Annotated in this window: 16 protein-coding genes; 3 read left to right on the forward strand and 13 right to left on the reverse strand. The window is 67.1% G+C overall.

Features of this window, described 5'->3' with window-relative positions; all coding sequences use genetic code 11:
* Positions 1–146: 146 nt before the first annotated feature.
* Positions 147–929, forward strand: a complete 783-nt coding sequence (locus AC1RRV_RS09575; RefSeq protein WP_492859390.1) for a 3-keto-disaccharide hydrolase — start codon at positions 147–149, stop codon at positions 927–929.
* A 15-nt stretch (positions 930–944) separates the two neighbouring features.
* On the opposite strand, the gene AC1RRV_RS09580 is transcribed toward AC1RRV_RS09575, so the two are convergent.
* Genes AC1RRV_RS09580 through AC1RRV_RS09600 form a run of 5 tightly spaced genes read right to left on the reverse strand, consistent with a single transcriptional unit; the run spans position 945 to position 5,789 of the window.
* A complete protein-coding gene (locus AC1RRV_RS09580; RefSeq protein ID WP_492859391.1) occupies positions 945–1,304 on the reverse strand; it encodes a c-type cytochrome in 360 nt (119 codons plus the stop codon).
* Positions 1,305–1,350: 46 nt separating this feature from the next.
* A complete protein-coding gene (locus AC1RRV_RS09585; protein WP_492859392.1) occupies positions 1,351–2,406 on the reverse strand; it encodes a sugar phosphate isomerase/epimerase family protein in 1,056 nt (351 codons plus the stop codon).
* Positions 2,403–3,533: a Gfo/Idh/MocA family protein gene (locus tag AC1RRV_RS09590; protein WP_492859393.1), complete on the reverse strand. Its 1,131-nt coding sequence runs from the start codon at positions 3,531–3,533 to the stop codon at positions 2,403–2,405. The genes AC1RRV_RS09585 and AC1RRV_RS09590 overlap by 4 nt, the downstream gene beginning before the upstream one ends.
* Positions 3,533–4,495, reverse strand: coding sequence for a sugar phosphate isomerase/epimerase family protein (locus tag AC1RRV_RS09595; protein WP_492859394.1), 963 nt, complete (start codon positions 4,493–4,495; stop codon positions 3,533–3,535). The genes AC1RRV_RS09590 and AC1RRV_RS09595 overlap by 1 nt, the downstream gene beginning before the upstream one ends.
* A gap of 31 nt (positions 4,496–4,526) precedes the next feature.
* Positions 4,527–5,789: an MFS transporter gene (locus AC1RRV_RS09600; RefSeq protein WP_492859395.1), complete on the reverse strand. Its 1,263-nt coding sequence runs from the start codon at positions 5,787–5,789 to the stop codon at positions 4,527–4,529.
* A gap of 178 nt (positions 5,790–5,967) precedes the next feature.
* Between AC1RRV_RS09600 and AC1RRV_RS09605 the strand changes: the two genes are divergently transcribed.
* On the forward strand, positions 5,968–6,975 hold the full coding sequence (locus tag AC1RRV_RS09605; RefSeq protein ID WP_492859396.1) for a LacI family DNA-binding transcriptional regulator: 1,008 nt from the start codon (positions 5,968–5,970) through the stop codon (positions 6,973–6,975).
* On the opposite strand, the gene AC1RRV_RS09610 is transcribed toward AC1RRV_RS09605, so the two are convergent.
* From AC1RRV_RS09610 to AC1RRV_RS09635, 6 genes are all read right to left on the reverse strand, one after another.
* Positions 6,972–7,763, reverse strand: a complete 792-nt coding sequence (locus AC1RRV_RS09610; protein WP_492859397.1) for a 3-keto-disaccharide hydrolase — start codon at positions 7,761–7,763, stop codon at positions 6,972–6,974. The genes AC1RRV_RS09605 and AC1RRV_RS09610 overlap by 4 nt on opposite strands.
* Before the next feature lie 80 nt (positions 7,764–7,843).
* Entirely contained in the window at positions 7,844–8,716 is an 873-nt protein-coding gene (locus tag AC1RRV_RS09615) for an SDR family NAD(P)-dependent oxidoreductase (RefSeq protein ID WP_492859398.1), read from the reverse strand.
* A 94-nt stretch (positions 8,717–8,810) separates the two neighbouring features.
* Positions 8,811–9,503: a TetR/AcrR family transcriptional regulator gene (locus AC1RRV_RS09620; protein ID WP_492859399.1), complete on the reverse strand. Its 693-nt coding sequence runs from the start codon at positions 9,501–9,503 to the stop codon at positions 8,811–8,813.
* 47 nt (positions 9,504–9,550) lie between these two features.
* The gene (locus tag AC1RRV_RS09625) at positions 9,551–11,104 is read right to left on the reverse strand and encodes an AMP-binding protein (protein WP_492859682.1); all 1,554 of its coding nucleotides are present in this window, start codon (positions 11,102–11,104) and stop codon (positions 9,551–9,553) included.
* The gene (locus AC1RRV_RS09630) at positions 11,101–12,774 is read right to left on the reverse strand and encodes a carboxylesterase/lipase family protein (RefSeq protein WP_492859400.1); all 1,674 of its coding nucleotides are present in this window, start codon (positions 12,772–12,774) and stop codon (positions 11,101–11,103) included. Before AC1RRV_RS09630 ends, AC1RRV_RS09625 begins: the two co-directional genes overlap by 4 nt.
* A 3-nt stretch (positions 12,775–12,777) precedes the next feature.
* On the reverse strand, positions 12,778–15,051 hold the full coding sequence (locus tag AC1RRV_RS09635; RefSeq protein ID WP_492859401.1) for a TonB-dependent receptor: 2,274 nt from the start codon (positions 15,049–15,051) through the stop codon (positions 12,778–12,780).
* A 258-nt stretch (positions 15,052–15,309) separates the two neighbouring features.
* On the opposite strand from AC1RRV_RS09635, the gene AC1RRV_RS09640 reads away from it, so the two are divergent.
* Positions 15,310–16,620 carry a spinster family MFS transporter gene (locus AC1RRV_RS09640; protein WP_492859402.1) on the forward strand — a complete coding sequence of 437 codons (1,311 nt, stop codon included), beginning with the start codon at positions 15,310–15,312 and terminating at the stop codon, positions 16,618–16,620.
* A gap of 12 nt (positions 16,621–16,632) precedes the next feature.
* On the opposite strand, the gene AC1RRV_RS09645 is transcribed toward AC1RRV_RS09640, so the two are convergent.
* Together AC1RRV_RS09645 and AC1RRV_RS09650 are read right to left on the reverse strand one after the other, a co-directional pair.
* Complete coding sequence (locus tag AC1RRV_RS09645; RefSeq protein WP_492859403.1) at positions 16,633–17,286, reverse strand: glutathione S-transferase family protein; 654 nt, start codon at positions 17,284–17,286, stop codon at positions 16,633–16,635.
* A gap of 215 nt (positions 17,287–17,501) precedes the next feature.
* Complete coding sequence (locus AC1RRV_RS09650) at positions 17,502–18,794, reverse strand: MFS transporter (RefSeq protein ID WP_492859404.1); 1,293 nt, start codon at positions 18,792–18,794, stop codon at positions 17,502–17,504.
* Between the last annotated feature and the right edge of the window lie 10 nt (positions 18,795–18,804).

Here is an 18,804-nt window from a genome sequence, read left to right on the forward strand (position 1 = left end):
TGCCCGAAGGCTTCCATGAAATGGGTTACATTGCAAGAAACCTCGCTATTTTGCTTCAAAACCATCGAGAGTCGGGACGGAGACAGAGAGCCATGGACAGAGCGAGCAAATCCGCTGGGTCAAACCTCATCCGCGCGGGCGCATTGATGGGTTGCCTGGCCCTGTGGGCGGGGGTTCCAGCCAGCGCGGAACCGGCGAAGGCGGGCCCGTGGCGCTCGCTGTTCGACGGCCGCACCCTGGACGGTTGGACGGCGAAGGTCGCCAAGCATCCCTCGGGCGACAACTGGCGCCAGACCTTCGTGGCCGATCATGGCGCGATCCGCGTCTCCTACGCCGGCTACGAGAAGCTCGACGGCCAGTTCGGCCACCTGTTCTACAAGACGCCGTTCAAAGCCTATCGCCTGCGCCTCTCCTACCGCTTCCTCACCGAGGGCGGGCTGGCGGACACCCCCGTTTGGGCGCGCAGCAACAGCGGGATCATGTTCCACAGCCAGAGCCCCGAGAGCATGACGGTGGAGCAGTCCTTCCCGGTGTCGGTCGAATTCCAATTGCTGGGCCGTGACGGCGACAAGCCTCGCCCGACCGGCGCGGTCTGCACGCCCGGCGTCACCATCACCTTCGACGGCGTCAAGGCGAAGGAGCACTGCACCCCGCCCGTCAACGCGCCCACGATCGACAACGGGACCTGGACGAAGGCCGAGCTAGAAGTCCTGCCCAACGGCGAAGTCTTCCAGAAGATCAACGGCGTGGTCGTCCACCACTATGCCGGTCTTGCCCTCGATCCGGACGACACCGTCGCCGCGGGCGCCAAGCCCTACATCCTGGCGCGCGGCGCCCAGGCCCTGACCGGCGGCTACATCGCCCTGCAGAGCGAGGGGCATCCGATCGAGTTCAAGGACATCGAGATCCAGGAACTGACCGCGCCCTAGGCAAGCCCGCCTGAGCTACTTCTTGAGCGAACCCAGGTACTGGATCACGGCGGCGCGCTGCTCGGCGTCTGGCGCGCCGAGCAGCATCTTGGTCCCCGGAACGGTCTTGCCCGGCGCCTTGATGAACGCATCGAGCGTCTCGGGCCCCCAGGTGATGTTCGAGGCCTTCAGCGCGCCGCTGTAGGCGTAGCCGCCCATCGCGCCCGCCTTGCGCCCGACGACGCCGGCCAGAGGCGGACCCATCTTGCCCGGCGCGGGCTGGACCGAGTGGCACATGGCGCAGCGTTGCTCGAATACGGCCTCGCCCGACGGCGCGGCGGCGGCGCTGGTCGCCATCCCGACCAGGACGGCGGCGAGCGTAAGCGGGAACTTCATCAAGGAACTCCGTCGGAATGTGTCGGCGGTCTTCGGACGCCAGGCTCTAGAGACCGAGTAGTCGCCGATTGCGGTCACCATCAGGCGCGCTGCCGGCGAAGTCGTCGAACGCCCGGTCCGTGACCTGAATGATGTGGTCGCGAATGAACGGCGCGCCTTCGCGGGCGCCCTGTTCGGGATGCTTCAAGGCGCACTCCCATTCCAGCACCGCCCAGCCGGCGAAATCATACTGGGCCAACTTCGAGAAGATCGCCTTGAAGTCCACCTGTCCGTCGCCGAGCGAGCGGAAACGGCCTGGCCGCTCGGCCCAGCCCTGGTAACCGCCATAGACACCGGACCGGGCCGACGGGCGAAATTCCGCGTCCTTGACGTGGAAGGCTTTGATCCGCTCGTGATAGCGGTCGATATAGCCCAGGTAATCCAGCTGCTGCAGCACGAAGTGGCTGGGATCATAGAGGATGTTGGCGCGCGCATGGCCGCCGACCTCGTCCAGGAAGCGCTCGAAGGTCGCGCCGTCGTGAAGGTCCTCGCCCGGATGGATCTCGTAGCAGACGTCAACGCCCTGCTCGTCGAAGACATCCAAGATCGGCTTCCAGCGGCGACCGAGCTCGGCGAAGGCTTCCTCGACCAGACCCGCCGGCCGCTGGGGCCAGGGATAGAAGTAAGGCCAGGCGAGCGCGCCGGAGAAGGTGGCGTGGGCGTTCAGGCCCAGGCGCCGGCTGGCGACGGCGGCCGCTTTCAGCTGGCCAACCGCCCAGACCTGGCGCTCCTGCGGTTTGCCACGCAGTTCTGGCGGCGCGAAGCCGTCAAACAGCTCGTCGTAGGCCGGGTGCACGGCGACCAGCTGCCCCTGGAGGTGGGTCGACAACTCGGTGATCTCCAGGCCGTACTCGGCCAGCAACCCGGCGATGTCGTCGCAATAGGTCTGGCTCTCGGCGGCCAGTGCCAGGTCGAAGAACGAACCCGCGCCGCCGGTCGGCATCTGCACGCCGACATAGCCAAGGTCGGCGACCCAGGCGGCCATGGTCTCCAGCTTGTCGAACGGCGGCTCGCTGCCGATGAACTGGGCCAGGAAAATGGCGGGTCCCTTGAGCGTCTTCATCGCCCCTCTCCCTGTAGCGCCACCCAGCCGGCGTCGTCGCGGCTGGCGGCCACGGCGCGTTCGACGAAGGCCATGCCGCGCACGCCCTCGCCGATGTCGGGCACAAGCCCGCCGTCGCGCCCCTGAATCGCGTCGGCGAAATCGCGATAGATGTTGGCGAAGGCTTCGATGAAACCCTCGGGATGCCCGGTCGGCAGTCTCGTAACCGCGCGGGCCGCCGCCCCCAGATAGCCCGAGCCGGCGTGCAGCACGTGGCTGGGGCCCTCCAGCCAATCCAGCGTCAGTTCGTTGGGGCGCTCGTGCGACCAGGTCAGGCCGCCCGTCTCGCCATAGACGCTGATCGTCAGGCCATTGCGCGCGCCCGCCGAGATCTGGGAGGCGATCAGCACGCCCCGCGCGCCGCCTTCGAACCGCAGCAGCACGTTGCAGTCGTCGTCCAGAGCGCGGCCGGGAACCACGGTGGCGACGTCAGCGCACAGGCGCTCGACCCGGCCGCCGGTGATGAACTCGGCGATATTGAAGGCATGTACGCCGATGTCGCCGATGCAGCCGCCGACGCCGGACTGGGCCGGATCGGAGCGCCAGCTGGCCTGCTTGCTCCCTTCGCGCTCGATCGGTTTCGAGAGCCAGCCTTGCGAGTATTCGACGACGACCTTGCGCACCCGTCCCAGGTCGCCACGCGCCACGATTTCGCGCGCCTCGCGGACCATCGGATAGCCCGTATAGGTATAGGTCAGGCCGTACAGCCTGCCGGACGCCGCGACGATGTCGGCCAGTTCCTGAGCTTGCGCCAGGTTCAGTGTCGCGGGCTTGTCGCTGATCACGTGGAGCCCGCCGCGTAGGGCGGCGGCCGAGACGTCGAAGTGCAGATGATTGGGGGTGACGACAGCGACGAGGTCGACGCCGTCTTCCCGCGCCCGCTCGGCCGCGATCATCACATGATGATCCGGATAGACACGGTCCTGCGACACGCCCCAGTCGGCGGCCGCCTGGGCGTTCTTGGCCGGATCGCGGCTGAACACACCGGCGACCAGCCGGATGCGGCCGTCCAACTCGGCGGCCATGCGGTGGACCGGCCCGATGAACGAGCCGGGACCGCCACCGACCATGGCCAGCCGCAAGGTCATCAGGCGTCGACCTTGGCGAGGTAGTCGAAGCTGATCTTGGCCGACTCCAGCCGAGTGTGAGCGAACGGCGCCTCTTGCTCGTAATAGAAACCGCGGATCCCGGCGGCATAGGCGGCCGGCAGTAGCGTCTTCCAGTCGATCTTGCCGCTACCGACCTCCGTCGGGTCCTGGCGCAGCTCGAAGTTCGGCTCGGTGCTGGCCTTGATATCCTTGACGTGCATCTGGGTGAAACGGCCTGGGTGCTTCCTCAGCATGTTCAGCGGGTGGTGCCCCGCCGCGGTGACCCAACCCACATCCATCTCGAACGTGACGAGGTCTGGGTCCGTGCCATCCAGCAGGATGTGCATGCCGTTGATGTTGCCCAGCGGCGCGAACTCGAAATTGTGGTTGTGGTAGCCGGTGGCGATGCCGGCCTTCTTGAGAACGGCGGCCTTGGCGTTCAGGAAGTCGGCGTTCCATTTCCAGTCGTCGATGGTCATCTGCGCGCCGGCCTGACGCAGGTCGGCGCCGCCCATGCGGTCAGGAATGTAGTGGATCGGCATGATGGCCGTTTTCACGCCGATCACGTGCAGCTCGTCCGCCAGCTTGGCCAGGTCGCCACTGAAGCTGGGACCGTTGGCGCTCTTGGGCGCGATGTGGGCGCTGGGGCAGACGAGGCCCGCGCGATCGAAGGCGGCGCGCAGCTCGGCCGGCGTGCGGCCCAGATAGCCGGCCAACTCCACTGACCTGAAGCCGATCTTGGCGATCGTGGCGAGCTGGGCGTCGAGCTCTTTCGCGAGGTCCGGACCCAGGGTGTAGAGCTGGATTCCGATCGGCAGATCGTGGCGCTGGAAGAACGGCTTCTCCGCCGCGCCCGCGACGCCGCCATAGGCCGCCCCGAGGGCCGCGGCGCCAACACCCAATAGGCTCCGCCGCGAAAGGTCGAAGGTCGAGGGTCGGGTTTCGCTAGCGATTGAGCGCACGAGGCTTTCCTTTGTCTGGAGGAACACGGGGTCAGACCTGGGCCGGGCTGGCCGTCCCGGCGGGCGCGGCGGCGTCGGTCTCGGCGACCGGTCCGGGCGTCGGCGGACGGAAGAAGACTGCCAGCAAGCACACCGCCGCCAGCGCCATGCCGGTCGGAACCAGGAACAGGGTGGTGTAGTCGACCGCCGCCGCGCCATCGCTCCCGACCGTGGTCAGGCTACCGATCAGCGTGGGGAAGAGGAAGCTGGCCACCACATTGCCGACGCCCAGGATCAGCAGGTTGAACAGGCCCTGGGCGCTGGAGCGGACGTCCTTGGGGAAGACCGCGTCGACGAAGATGTAGACCGTGGCGAAGAAGAACGCGTAGCAAATCCCGTGCAGCAGCTGCACGGCCACGATCACCGGGACGCTGTCGGCGAAGAAGGCGAAGACCGCGAACCTGGCGGCGTGGCCCAGGACGCCGACGATCATGGTGATCTTCCAACCCAGCTTCGCCAGCACCCGGCCCAACAGGAACATGGTCAGGATCTCGGCCACTTGGCCCAGGCTCAGCACCACCATGCTGAGATTGCCGGCGATCCCGACCCGGTTGGTCAGGAAGGCGTCCGCCATCACGAAGTAGCCGTTGTGGATCACGGAATCGATGAAGGTGACCAGGAACAGCACCAGCACGAACGGCGCGCCCAGCAGCTTGAAAGCGCGTCGCCAGGCCAGCTTGTCGATTCCCGCCGCATCCTTGCGGGCCGGGGTGTGCGGCAGGGTCAGGGCGTAGCCGGCGAAGGCGAACGAGACGATCGCCGCGACCAGGAAGATCCACCGCACCTGCTCCGCCGTGGCGTGGGCGCCCAGCAGGAAGATGAAGGGCCAGCTGACCAGCACCCAGCCGACCGTCCCGCCCATGCGCACCGCGCCGAAGTCGCCGGCCGGATCGCGCAGATTGGCGAAGGCGATCGAGTTGGTCACCGACAGGGTCGGCACATAGACCAGGCTGAAGATCAGATAGCAGGCGAAGAACGGCCAGAAGCTGGTCGAAAGCGCCGTCCCGACCAAGGCCACGCCGCCGATCAGATGGCTGACCGCCAGGAAGCGCTCGGCCGAGAAATTGCGGTCGGCGAACTGGTTCGAAAAGAAGATGCCGACGACGGCCGCCACGCCCCAGGCGCTGCCGACCAGCGACTGCTGCCAGGGCGCGAAGCCCAGCATGCCCATGTAGGGAAAAATCTTCGGCGCCCAGGCGCCCCAGATCGCCAACTGGAGCACCATCATCAGGAACAGCCTGAAGCTTGTGTTCATGGTCCTGGCCCTCCCCGACCAGTCTGGGCGGCATTTCTGGCCTGAAGGGGCCGCATCCGCTCCGATGTAATCGAAATCATCGATAACAGGGGTCCGCGAAAGCGGCAACCGGGTAGCGGGACGAGAAGCAGCTAGGTGCGCCTTGCCAACGGGCTGGCTTGTCGCCAGTGTCCCGCCAATGGCCACCATTCAAGAAGTCGCGCGCGACGCGGGCGTCTCGACGGCGACGGTTTCACGGGTGTTCAGCGCGCCCGAACTGGTGCTGGAAGCGACCCGCAACAAGGTGATGGAAGCCGTCGCCCGCCTCGGCTACGAGCCCAATTTCGCCGCCAAGAGCCTGCGCACCCTGCGGACCGAGAAGATCCTGGTCACGGTGCCGGACATCTCCAATCCTTTCTTCTCCCAGGTGATCCGCGGCGTCGAGGAAGCGGCGTTGGCCGCCGGCTATTCCGTGCTGCTCGGCGACACCCGTCATGAGGAAGCCCGCGAGGAGCAATACGCGGCCATGTTCCGGCGCAAGGAGGCCGACGGCCTGATCTTCCTGGGCCATCGCCTGCCGGACGTCCTGGCCGACATGGTCGCCGCCAAAGGCCCCAAGACGCCGATCGTCAACGGCTGCGAGTTTCGCCCGGGTCTGGCCGTCTCAAGCGCCCATATCGACAACGATCGCGCCGCGTCCGAGGTCATGGAGCACCTCTATGGCCTGGGCCATGTCCGCATCGGGGTGGTGACCGGCCCGCTGGCCAGTCCCATCAGCAGCGACCGCCTGGCCGGCGTATTGTCGGCGGCCCAGCGCCAAGGCCGCGCCAGCGCGCTGCGCATGGCCATCGGCGACTTCTCGATCGAATCCGGCGTGCGGCAGACCGGCGAACTGCTGGACGAGCCCGGACGGCCGACCGCGATCTTCTGTTTCAGCGATGAGATGGCGATGGGCGCGCTCGAGGCCATCCGGCAGCGCGGCCTGCGCTGCCCTCAGGATGTTTCACTGGTTGGCTTCGACGATATCCGCTTCGCCCAGTACCTCGACCCTAAACTGACGACGGTCAGCCAGCCGATGGAGCAGATCGGCCATGAGGTGGTCCGCCTGCTGCTCGACATCCTGGCGAACCGAACCAGCACCCTCCAGAACGTCACCCTGCCCCACCGGCTCGTCGTCCGGTCGAGCACGGCGCCGCCGCCAAGCTAGCCTCGCGGCTGCAGCTCGCGAACCCAGATGTTGCGGAAGCTGATCGGCGCGCTGGGATCGCCATGCGCCTGCAGCTTGATGGGCGCGGCGCCGTGAGGGTGATACGCGGGCTTGCCGATATAGACCGTCTCGCCCTTCAGCACGGCATTGTCCTGAACCAGCACGCCGTTGTGGAACACGGTCACGGTCGCCGGAGAGGCCAAAGCGCCGTCCGCGCCGAACACCGGCGCCCTCCAGACAATGTCGTAGGTCTGCCACTCACCCGGCGCGCGGCTGGCGTTCGCCAGGGGCGGGTGCTGCTTGTAGACGCTGGCGGCCTGGCCGTTCACATAGGTCGCGTTGGTGTGCGACTCGAGGATCTGCACCTCGTAGCCTTGGTCGTTCGGCCCCGTCGACGCCAGGAAGACGCCGCTGTTACCGCGCGCCTGGCCCGTTCCCGCGATGTCCGCCGGGATGCGCCATTCCAGATGCAGCTGGTAATCCCGGAAGGCGCGCTTGGTCTCGATGTTGCCCCGGGCCTTGTTCACGGTGATGACGCCATCCGCGACGGCCCAGCCCGCTGGCGATTTATCTCGGGCCGAAACCCATTGATCGAGGTCATGCCCGTCGAACAGCACAATCGCGTCGGACGGTGCGCCGCCCGCGCTCCTGGCCGGCGTCACGATAGAGGGCGTCGGCTTCCAGACCTCGGTGTCCTCCGGCTTGGCCTGGGCCAAAGCCGAGGAAGCCGTCGAAAGGCCGCCGAGAAGGACCAGGGTGGATGCCAGGATTGCTCGCTTGGTTGTCATGCCGCTTCGGCGCTCCGTCGTCTGGATCGGCTTTGCGTATCCCGGAGCGCCTCTGCGTACAATCACGTCCGCGCCGCGATCTAGGCGCTCCGCTCGACGCTCGCCAACTCGCGCTCGGACTGGGTGAAGCCATAGGCGGGAACGATCTCGCCCGTTCGATCGGCGACGCCGCTCCACTGGCGGATCACCTGCTCGCCCGCGTCATCGCCGCCGCCGATATAGCGGCCGTCGGTCAGGGTGATATGGGCCGCGGCGAAGTGGCCCGCGCCCGCGCACAGGACGGCCCGGGTCGGCGCGTCCTCGGCGACCAGCGCCAGAAGGCCGGGGCTGACGAAGCCGGGGTCCAGGCGGCGCAAGCTCTCCTCGGACAGCACGCCCTCGGTCATGCCGGTGGCGGCCGTCGGAGCCAGGCAGTTGACGCGGACGCCGTACTTCTCGCCTTCGATGGCGAGGGTCTGCATCAGGCCGACCAGCGCCATCTTGGCCGCGCCATAATTGGCCTGGCCGAAGTTGCCATAGAGGCCCGACGACGAAGTCGTCATGACGATCCGGCCATAGCCCTGCTCGCGCATGATCCCCCAGACCGCCTTGGCGCAGATCGCCGCGCCCATCACGTGAACCTCAAGCACCAGCCGGAAGTCGTCGATGCTCATCTTGGCGAAGGTCTTGTCCCGAAGGATGCCGGCATTGCTGATCAGGGTGTCGATCCGCCCCCAGCGCGCCATCGTGGTCTCGACCATGGCCGCCACGGCCGCCTCGTCGGTGACCGAAGCGGCGACGCCGATCGCCTCGCCGCCCCTCGCGACGATCTCGGCGGCCACGCGGTCGGCGGCCTCCTGGGTCAGGTCGTTGACGACCAGCTTCGCGCCCTGGCTCGCCAGGTAGAGCGCATGGGCGCGGCCCAGTCCTCCGCCCGCTCCGGTGACGATCGCGACGCGTCCATCCAGCAACATGGAACTTCCTTCTCAACTCAGATTTTTGCGAGCCGGCCAAACTCACGGTTCAGCCGGCGATCTTGACCGGAGAGTATCCTCCGGGGGTGCGGGGCTAGCTCTCGCCCGCCGTCCGACGAGCACACACGGAGATGAAGCCCGCGGCCATGAAGGTCGCCATCCGCTCCTTCACAGCGGCGAAGTCATCCGACTTGCAGGCGCCGCCGGACAGCTTGTCGATCCGGCCGGTCCGGGCCAGCGTCAGCATCAGCGCACCGGTGACGAAGTGATATCCCCAGAAGATGTCGGCCTCGCTGCAGTCCGGCAGGGCCTTCTTCAGGAGATCGATCAGGCGCAGGACCACGGGATCGAAATGCTCGTCCATCAGCGCCGCGCCCCATTCGGGCGCGTTGGCGACCTGGGCGCCGAGGGCGGCGTAGTTCTTCCAGCCCTCCCCGCCCTCGATGTAGAGATCCAGGTCGGTATCGAGGAACGCCCGCAAGGCGCCCTCCACCGTCGGCTTGCCGTTGGTGGCCTTGTCGTACTCGTCCAGGGCCCGCATCCGGCGCTCGCTAGTCACCACGGCCCGGCGCGCGAAGACGGCGTCGAACAGGGTCTTCTTGTCGTCGAAGTAGTAGTTCATCAGCGTGTGGTGCACGCCGACCATCTTGGCCACGTCCTTCAACGTGACGCCGTAAAGCCCGTGCTTGGAGAACAGGTGCTCGGCCGCGTCGAGGATCTGCTCCATCATCTCGGCGCGCTGTTCGGCCTTGGTGGAGCGTCGACGGGGTTTGGCGACTTCGGACACTAAGAGGACTTCCATTCCATTGTGGGCAGGCGAACCGGGACGGGGCGTCAGCCGCCGTACTCCGATCGCAGCCGAATTTTGTCGATCTTGCCGGTCGGCGCCAGGGGCATGCGCTCCAAACGGTAGATTGCGTCGGGCGCCCACCAGGAGGCCACGCGCCCCCGGAGCGCGGCCAACAGCGCTTCGTCGCTGATCTCGGCCTGCGTCTCGATCAGAAGAATAGGCCGCTCACCCCATTTGGCGTCAGGACGGCCGATGACGGCGGCGAGAGACACCTCGGGCAACGCCCCGACCACGGCCTCGATCTCGGCGGGGTTGATCCACTCCCCTCCCGACTTGATCAGGTCCTTGGCGCGGCCGGTGATCATCAGGTTTCCATCGGCGTCGATACGCGCCAGGTCGCCGGTCGGAAACCAGCCATCGGCGTCGGTCGCGGGAGCGTCGTGGCCAAAATAGCGCGCGATCACCGCCGCACCGCGAACCCGCAGATGCCCTTCGGCCTCCCTTTGCTTGGGAAGCGGCGCGCCGTCGGCGTCGGTCAGCAGAAGGTCCATGCCCACGGCGGGCCGTCCCGACAGCGCCGCGCGCGCGGGATCGCCGAGCGCCGCCACCGTGCCGGAGGGCGAAAGTTCGGTCATGCCCCAGCTCGTCTGCACCGTGACGCCCAGGCGTTGTTCGATCCGCTCCATGAGAGCGGGCGGCATCGGCGCGCCGCCGACGATGATCCGACGGAGCGAGGGCAGCTCGCCACCGACCGCCTCGAGATACTCGACCAGGCCCAGCCAGACGGTCGGCACGCCGACCCCAACCGTCACCTCCTCTTCGAGGATCAGGCGAGCCAGGCTCGCCCCGTCGGCTTGTCGACCCGGCAGGACCAGCTTGGCGCCCACGGCCGGCGTGGCGAACGGCAATCCCCAGGCATTGGCGTGGAACATCGGCACGACCACGAGCACCGCGTCGTTCCCCGAGATCGCCATGACGTCGACTTGCAGGGCCCGCAGGGTGTGCAGATAGCTCGAGCGGTGGGTGTAGGTGACGCCCTTGGGCGCGCCCGTCGTGCCGGAGGTGAAGCAAAGACCGCAAGGCGCGGTCTCGTCGAAATCACCCCAGACGACGCCGCCCCGCGCGGCGGCGACCATCGGCTCCAGGGCCTGCCCTTCGGGCGCCGCGCCATCGATGACCAGCAGTCGCTCGACGCCTCGCGCTCCATCCTGGATACATCGCGCCAGCGGCGCGAGGTCCGCCGAGGCGATCAGGATCGTCGCCTCCGACTGCACGACCATGGCCGCCAGTTGCTCGGCTGTCAGGCGGGGGTTGAGCGTGTGGCAGACCGCGCCCATGCCCATGATCGCGTACCAGACCTCGACGTGAGCCTGGGTGTTCCAGGCCAGGGTCGCGACGCGGTCTCCGGCCTTCACACCGAGACCCGCCAGCACGGCCGAGACGCGCACGGCGCGGTCCCTCAGGCCCGCGTAGCCGATACGATCCAGCCCGCCGTTGTCCCGCGCGGTCACCACCTGCGCGTTCGGCCTCCACTTGGCCGCATGATCGAGAAATTTGTCGAGCGTCAGGCCGAAGGCCTGCATCTCACCGTCAATCATCGGCACTGAGCAACTCCGGGCGGAAGCGGCGGCGCGACGATGCCGACGTTCCAATTCCACGAGACGTCGCCCTGCGCCCGGCGGCGGCACATGACGGTCTCGTTCAGTTCGTACATGCCCGGTCGCAGGTGAACGCCCGGCCGGGGACCTTCGGCGAAGGTCATGTACGCGCGTCCGGCGCCGTAGGGTTTCCACCTGGGCTGTCCGCCGGCTTTCGGTGCGCCATCACGCGCGAAGGAGGTCCAGTAGGCGACCATCGCCGTCGAGAGTCCTGCCTCGGCGGGCGCATCCGGGATCTTGGGCCAAGCCGGCGGAGTCAGGCCCCGGTTGCCGAGCATGTAGGGGATTTCCGAGGCGTGGAAACCGTGCAGCCCCGCCATGTCGGCGGCTGGATAGCCGTGATCGAAGTAGTAGAGATAGCCCGCCGCGCCGGCCGCCGTCTGCTTGGCGACCAGCCGCTCGGCCGTCCAACCGTAGAGGGCGTCCCGCGTGGTCAGCAGCACGCTCTCGGCCCGGTCGTTGGCCGGATAGAGCTTCAGGAATTCGTCAGCGAGGTCGCCGTAGCGCTTGCGGATCTCGGACTCGTAGGTCGCCGCGTCCGCCGGAGGCGGCGGGGCCAGGATGCGCAGTGAGCGGATCTCGCCGCTGTTGAAACCCGCCAGGATGGGCACCGGGGCCTGCTCGCCGGCGTCGAAGGTGTCGACCAACTGCTTGGGCAGCACCTTGCCGTCGACCGCGCCGAACGTCTGAAAGCCGGCGATCAGGCCCGCGGTGTTGAGAGCCTCGGCGTCCATGGCCCGCAGGTCCGCGAGGCTCTTGGCGCCCAGCTTGGCGGCTGTCGCCGCGCCCATGGCTTCGGCCGAGACGTGACCGAACTTCTGCTCACGCAGGCTTGGCGTGGACACCATGTAGGCGCTCTGGGCGATGGCCTTGTGGAAAAGACCCCGGGCGGCGGGCGAGGCCATCAGATACATGACACTGAGACCACCCGCCGACTCCCCGGCGATGGTCACATTGGTTGGATCGCCTCCGAAGGCGGCGATGTTCTTCTGGACCCAGCGCAGGGCCGCGACCTGGTCGAGCAGGCCATAGTTGCCAGAGACGCGATCCGGTGATTCCGCGCTGAGTTCCGGATGCGCCAGATAACCGAGCACGCCCAGGCGGTAGTTGATCGAGACGACAACTAGATCGCCGCGCTTGGCCAGGACCGCGCCGTCGTAGAGGCTCTCACTGCTGGCCCCGCCGATCAGGGCGCCGCCATGGATCCAGACCAGCACCGGGGCTTTGCGGGCCTTGGCCGGCGTCCAGATGTTCAGCGACAGGCAGTCCTCGCTCGTCGCCTTCAAAGGCGAGGCGTAGATGTTGCCCGCGCGCGGCGGGAGCTGAACGCAGGCCGGACCGAAGTCGAGAGCGTCACGAACGCCGCTCCAGACGGGAGCCTCGGCCGGTGGCTTCCAGCGCAGCGCGCCGATGGGAGCCTTCGCGTACGGGACGCCTTTGAAGACCCGCAAGCCGCTCTGGTCGACGCCGCGCAGCGCGCCGGCCGGGGCCTGGACGACAGGCTGTTCGGCTCGCGCGGGAGTGACGCTCGCCAAGGTCCCCAGGGCCAAGGCGAGCGTCGTCGAGACGAGACTTCTGGCGACGCTCTTGCAGAAGCGGAAGCCGATCATCGTCTAGAACTCGTAGCCCAGACGCACCCCGACCGTGCGCGGCCGCATGGTGGCGAACCGACTGGCGATGAAGGCCTCGGGGTGGACGTAGGTGATCGAGTGGTCGTCGAAGAGGTTCTCGACATAGGCCCCGACCGTCGTCTGGCCCATGGCTACGGCGAAGGTGGCGTTGACGTTCTCATAGGCTTCCGTGAACCCGTAGGTCGCGCTGGTCACGGTCGGTTGCCCGGGCACACGCGGGAACGATCCCGGATACGAGCCGACGTGTTGCAACACGACCGACAGGTTGGCCTTGGCCTTCGGGGTCAGATCCCAGCCGTAGTTGACGAACAGCGAGCCCTGCACCTTCGGCGAGGCGAGACGCGCGCCGGGGATCGCTCCCGAGATCGCCGCTTCGGCCGGCGTCAGCTCGGTGACCTTGGCCTCGTTCAGCGAGCCATTGAGGCCGACGGTCAGACCCTTGGCCGGGAAGGCCAGGAGCTCGAGTTCGATCCCCTTGCTGCGCGCCGCGCCGATGTTGGTGGCGAACTGCACGGAGTCGGAGACGCGGTTGGCCTGGACCTGGATGTTGCTCCAGTCGATCAGGTAGACGGCGAGGTTGGCCGAGACGAGACCGTTCAGGAAACGTCCCTTGGCGCCCAGCTCATAGTTGGTCAGGTCATCCGACGAGGCGCCGTTCGGGATGGTCAGGTCGTTGGGATTGACCACGCTGGCGCGCCCGGCGAACGCGTTGACCACCGGCGTGCGGAAGCCGGTCGAGACCGTGGCGTAGGTCGTCAGGGTCGACGAGGGCTTGTACGACAGGCTGAGCTTGAACGACGGCTTGCTGCCCTTGGCCTTGACGCCCGTCGCCGCCACGATCGGCGTCATGGCGAGCGGCCCTTGGATGCCGTAGATCGCGTAGGTCAGGTAGGCGCTGTTGTAGCCACCGGCCTCAGTGAAGCCCTGCGAGTCGACCTGGCCGTAGCGGATTCCGCCCGTCGCCCAGACCTTGTCGTTGAAATGGTAGGTCAGCTGACCGAACGCCGCCTTCTCGTGCGAGAGGAAGTGCGTGTACTGGCGCTGATAGTACTCGTCCGGCAGGCCGGTGATCTTGTGGGCGGCCAGATAGGCCGGGTTGGAACGGTAGAAGTAGTCCACGTCCAGGCGGCGATCCATGTAGAAGCCGCCGACCACCCAGTCGAGTTTGCCGCCCGGATCGGACGCCAGGCGCGCTTCCTCCACGAAGGTCTTCTGGTAGCCCAGGGCGTCCAGGGCGAAGGCGATGCCGCCACCGAAGGTGCCGGCCAGGTCGACGAAGAACTTCTGATCGAACTTCGAATAGGTCGTCGAGCTGGTGAAGTGCGCGCCGTCGAACTGGTAGTCGACCGTGAGGTTGTGGGTGCGCAGCTTGCCGACGAACTGGTCGGGCCGATCGGAGATCCGCTTGTTGCGCCCCAGCGCCGGGCTGATCATCGACGAATCCTTCGGGTTGCTCTTCTCGTAGGAGAACAGACCCTTCACCGTGAGACGGTCGTTCGGCTTGTACAGCAGCGTCGCGCGGCCGCCCCAGTCGACCAGGGTGTTGGAGTTGTGGACCTTGGTGCCGAGGTTATCGAGGTAGCCTTCCTCGTGCCGGTAGAAACCGACCACGCGCAGGGCCAGCTTGTCCTGAATGAGCGGCGTGTTGACCATCAGGTTATAGCGCTGGCGCAGCGAGTCCGAGCCGGTCTGGCCGAAGTCGACCAGGGTCGCGGCTTCCCGCGCCGAGAGGTTCGGGGATTCGGTCAGGATGCGCAGCGCGCCCGACAGCGAACCCGAGCCGAACAGCGTGCCTTGCGGGCCGCGGAGGAATTCCACGCGCTCGACGTCGAACAGATTGGGGTCCAGCACCGTGGTGTTGCCGATCGTCGAGATCGGGAGTTCGTCGATATAGACGGCCACCGTGCTCTGCAGATTGGCCCCGTAGCCGTTGGTGGCCACGCCCCGGGCGGTGAAGTTGTTGAAATTGGCGGTGGCGCGGTTCAGCACCACGCCCGGCGTTTCCCGCGCCAGACCCTCGTAGCCGACGATGCCCTTGGCGCTCAGTTCCTTCTGGTCGAAGGCGGTGACGCTGAGGGGAACGTCCTGCAGTTTCTCGGGACGGCGGGTGGAGGTGACGATCACTTCTCCCACCGACACGGCGTCCTTGCGTTCATCCGCCCGCTGCCCGGCGGTAGCAGCCGTCTGGGCCAGCGCCGACGTTGAAAGGGCGACAACAGCGACGGCGCACACCGACGCGAACAGACCAGCCTTCATGACGTTCTCTCCCCGAACGAGCGTCGATCGTTTTCCGTCGACGTTGTGAAGCCACGGTGCCGACGATCTGGGGCGCTGTCAACACTCACTCTCTCGCGTGTGAATATTGACGTGACGCCGTCCTTGGGCTCAACCTCGAACCAAGCCAAGCTCGAAGAGCGGCATTTGGGAGGAAGCCTTGAAGAACACGCGCGCCACGGCGCCGCGGCCCTGCCCGCGCGGCCCTGCCCTCTCGGCTCACACCCGGATGGTCGGCCGATGACCGCCCCTTCCCCCTCCCTCGCACCCGTCCATCAGGACGCGCCGACGACACCAGTCGGCGCCCGCGCCTGGGTCGTCCTGGCCATGCTCTGGTTCGTCTACGTCCTGAACTTCCTGGACCGACAGCTGATGTCGATCCTGGCCAAGCCGATCCAGGACGCTCTTCACGTCAGCGACAGCCAACTCGGCCTGATCGGCGGCCTCTATTTCGCGATGTTCTACTGCTTCATCGCCATCCCCGTAGGCTGGCTGGCCGATCGCACCAACCGGGTGGCGGTATTGTCCCTCGCCTGTGGAATCTGGAGCGCGGCGACTGTCGCCTGCGGACTCTCGCGCACCTACGGCGAGTTCGCCTTCTCGCGAATGACGGTCGGCTTCGGCGAGGCCGGCGGCGTGCCACCCTCCTACGCGATCATCACCGACTACTTTCCCGCCGGTCGCCGAGGCACCGCCCTGGGGATCTACAATCTGGGCCCGCCGGTCGGCGCGGCGCTGGGGATCGCCTTCGGCGCGGCCATCGCCGCGGCTTTCAACTGGCGCTACGCCTTCATCGTCCTGGGCCTGATCGGGGTCGTGGCTGCCGCCGTCCTGCCGCTGATCGTGCGCGAGCCGCGCCGCGGGGGCCTCGACGGCGTCACCGCCGACACTCCGCTTCCGAAGGCCCGGTTCTGGGCGACCCTGCGGATGTTCTTCTCGCGGCCGACACTGGTGCTGGCCTCCCTGGGCAGCGGCGCGACCCAGTTCGTAACCTATGGCCTGGGCAACTTCGCCACCCTGTTCCTGATGCGTGAGAAGGGCATGGACCTGAAGGAGATCGCGCTTTGGTACGCCCTGGTGGTGGGGATCGGCATGAGCGCGGGCATCTTCGTTTCGGGTCGAGTGATCGACCGTTTCACCCGCCGCTCCAAGCTCGCCTACGCCTTGGCGCCGGTGATCTCCCTGACCTTGGCGATCCCCTTCTATATCGGCTTCGTCTGGGCCCCGACCTGGCCGATGGCCCTGGCCTTCCTGATTGGCCCAACGTTCCTGAACTACTTCTACCTGTCCTCGTCGGTGGCGCTGGTTCAGGAGCAGGTGCGGCCGGAGGAACGGGTGATGTCCGGCGCGCTGCTGCTGCTGGTGATGAACTTCATTGGCCTGGGCCTGGGTCCTACCTATGTCGGCGCGGCCAGCGACTTCTTCCGGGCCAGCCATCCGCACAACTCCCTGCAGATGGCGCTCTACACCCTGGTCCCGTTCTATTTCCTGGCGATCGGCCTCTTCCTGTGGCTGGCGCGCATCTTCGCCAGGGCCGAAGGACGCCGATGACGGAGCCCGTCTTCAGCCGCCGCTCGACGCGGCGGTGAAGACGGCCAGCTGATCATCGAAGGCGCGCTGATAGGCGGGCCGGGCTTCGGCGCGGGCGATATAGGCGGAAAGGGTCGGATATGACCCCAGCACGCCCGACGATCCCAATCGGCGCAGCACCGTCACCATCAGCAGGTCGCCGGCGCTGAACTCACCGTCCAGCCAGTCGGCGTCGCCGAGGTGACTGGCGAGTTGGTCCAGGCGAGCGCGGACGCGCGGTTCAAGAAGGGACTGGCGTTCATCGTACCAGGGCTTGTCGCGCTCGAAGATCGTGGCCATTCCGAATTCGACGATGGGCGGCTCCACCGTGCTGAGCGCGGCGAACATCCATGTGATCGCGCGCGCCCGAGCGTTCGCGTCGGCCGGCAGCAGGCCCGCGTGGCGCTCGGCGATATGGAACACGATGGCGGCGGACTCGAAGAGCACGAGATCGCCGTCTTCATAGGTCGGGATCTGCCCGAACGGATGACGCGTGAGATGCGCGGTCTCCTTCATTTCAGCGAACGACAGAAGGCGCACGTCGTAGGACTGCCCCACCTCTTCGAGCGCCCAGCGAACCCGCATGTCGCGCGCCAGACCCCGGCCGCGATCCGGCGAACTTTTGAACGCGGTGATGGTCGGGTTCATTGAGCGGCTCCGGGCGAAGGCCGCGCGCCAGGCGCCACGGGGATGATCTTCCGCATTGTCTCTCTCCGGCTCTTCCTGTCCCGAGGACGAATGACAGGCGCCCTTTCCGACATGGCTTCGGCTTTTATCGCAGGCTGTATGCACGCACCGCCTCGACCTAGCCGCCGGGGTCAGGCACCCAGATATAAATGGGCGCAGACGAGGCGAGCGGGGACCTATCCCCCCGCTCGCGCCCTATCAAGTCGCGCCATGGCGTAGAAGATCAGCAGAGTGGTCATGAGCAGCACGGCCGCCAGGACCAGCATGGGCGCCAGATTGCTGCCCGTCGCGTCGCGCACCAGCGGCACCAGGTTCTGGGCCAGGAAGCCGCCCAAATTGCCGATCGCGTTGATCGCCGCGATCCCGGCCGCCGCTCGCGGCCCGCTCAAGAAGCTTGGCGGAAGGCTCCAGAACACGGGCTGCGCCGCGAAGATCGCCGGAGCCGCGATGCACAGCATGGCGAACTTGAGCGTCGGACCGGGCACGATCACGCTCAGGGTCAGGGCGATCGCTCCCAGCAAGGTGGGCCCAGCGATGTGCCAGGCGCTGGCGCCGTGACGGGCGGCGTGGCGCGGAACGAACCACAGCGCCACGGCGACCAAGATCCAGGGGATGACGTTGATGAAGCCGTTGACGGTGTTGGAGACGCCGAAGGACTTGACGATCGTCGGCAGCCAGTAGCTCAGGCCATAGGCGCCGAGCGGCATGCCGATATAGAGACCGGCCAGCAGCAGCACGCGCGGGTCGAAGATCGCCTTCCAGGCGCCGCGATGGTCGTCCAGATCCCCTCCCCGCTCCTTGGCGAGAGCCGTCGACAGCCAAGTCTTCTCGATCTCGGGCAGCCAGCGAGCCTGGGCGGGGCCATCGGGCAGTCGCCACAGGACATATGGCGCGAGCAGCACGGCCGGCAGGCCGGTGACCAGGAACACCCATTGCCACCCCGCGAGCCCCATCAGCCCGTCCAGGTCCAGCAGCAGGCCGCCCACCGCCGCCCCGACCGCGTTGGCGACGGCGCTGGCGATCATGAACAGCCCGACCATCCTGGCGCGATGCGCCTGGGGGTACCAGAGCGTCAGGACATAGAGCACGCCCGGAAAAAACCCGGCCTCGGTGACGCCGAGCAGGAAGCGCAGGACGTAGAACATCGCCGCGTTCTGAGTGAAGCCCAATGCCAAGGTGACAAGGCCCCAGGTGAACATGATCCTCGCGAACCATACCCGGGCGCCGACCCGGGCCAGGATCAGGTTCGACGGCGCCTCGAACAGGAAATAGCCGATGAAGAACAGCGAGGCGCCCAGGCCATAGGCCGCCTCGGTCAGGCCAAGCGCCTGGACCATGTCGAGCTTGGCGTAGGAGACGTTCTGCCGATCGATATAGGCGATCAGATACATCAGGCAGAACAGCGGCATCAGTCGCCGCGTCACGCGCCCGACGGTGGCGCGTTCCATGTCAGTGTGCGGATCGGGCATGTGGTGACCT

The sequence above is a fragment of the Caulobacter sp. GW821-FHT11E10 genome (genome assembly GCF_058808375.1).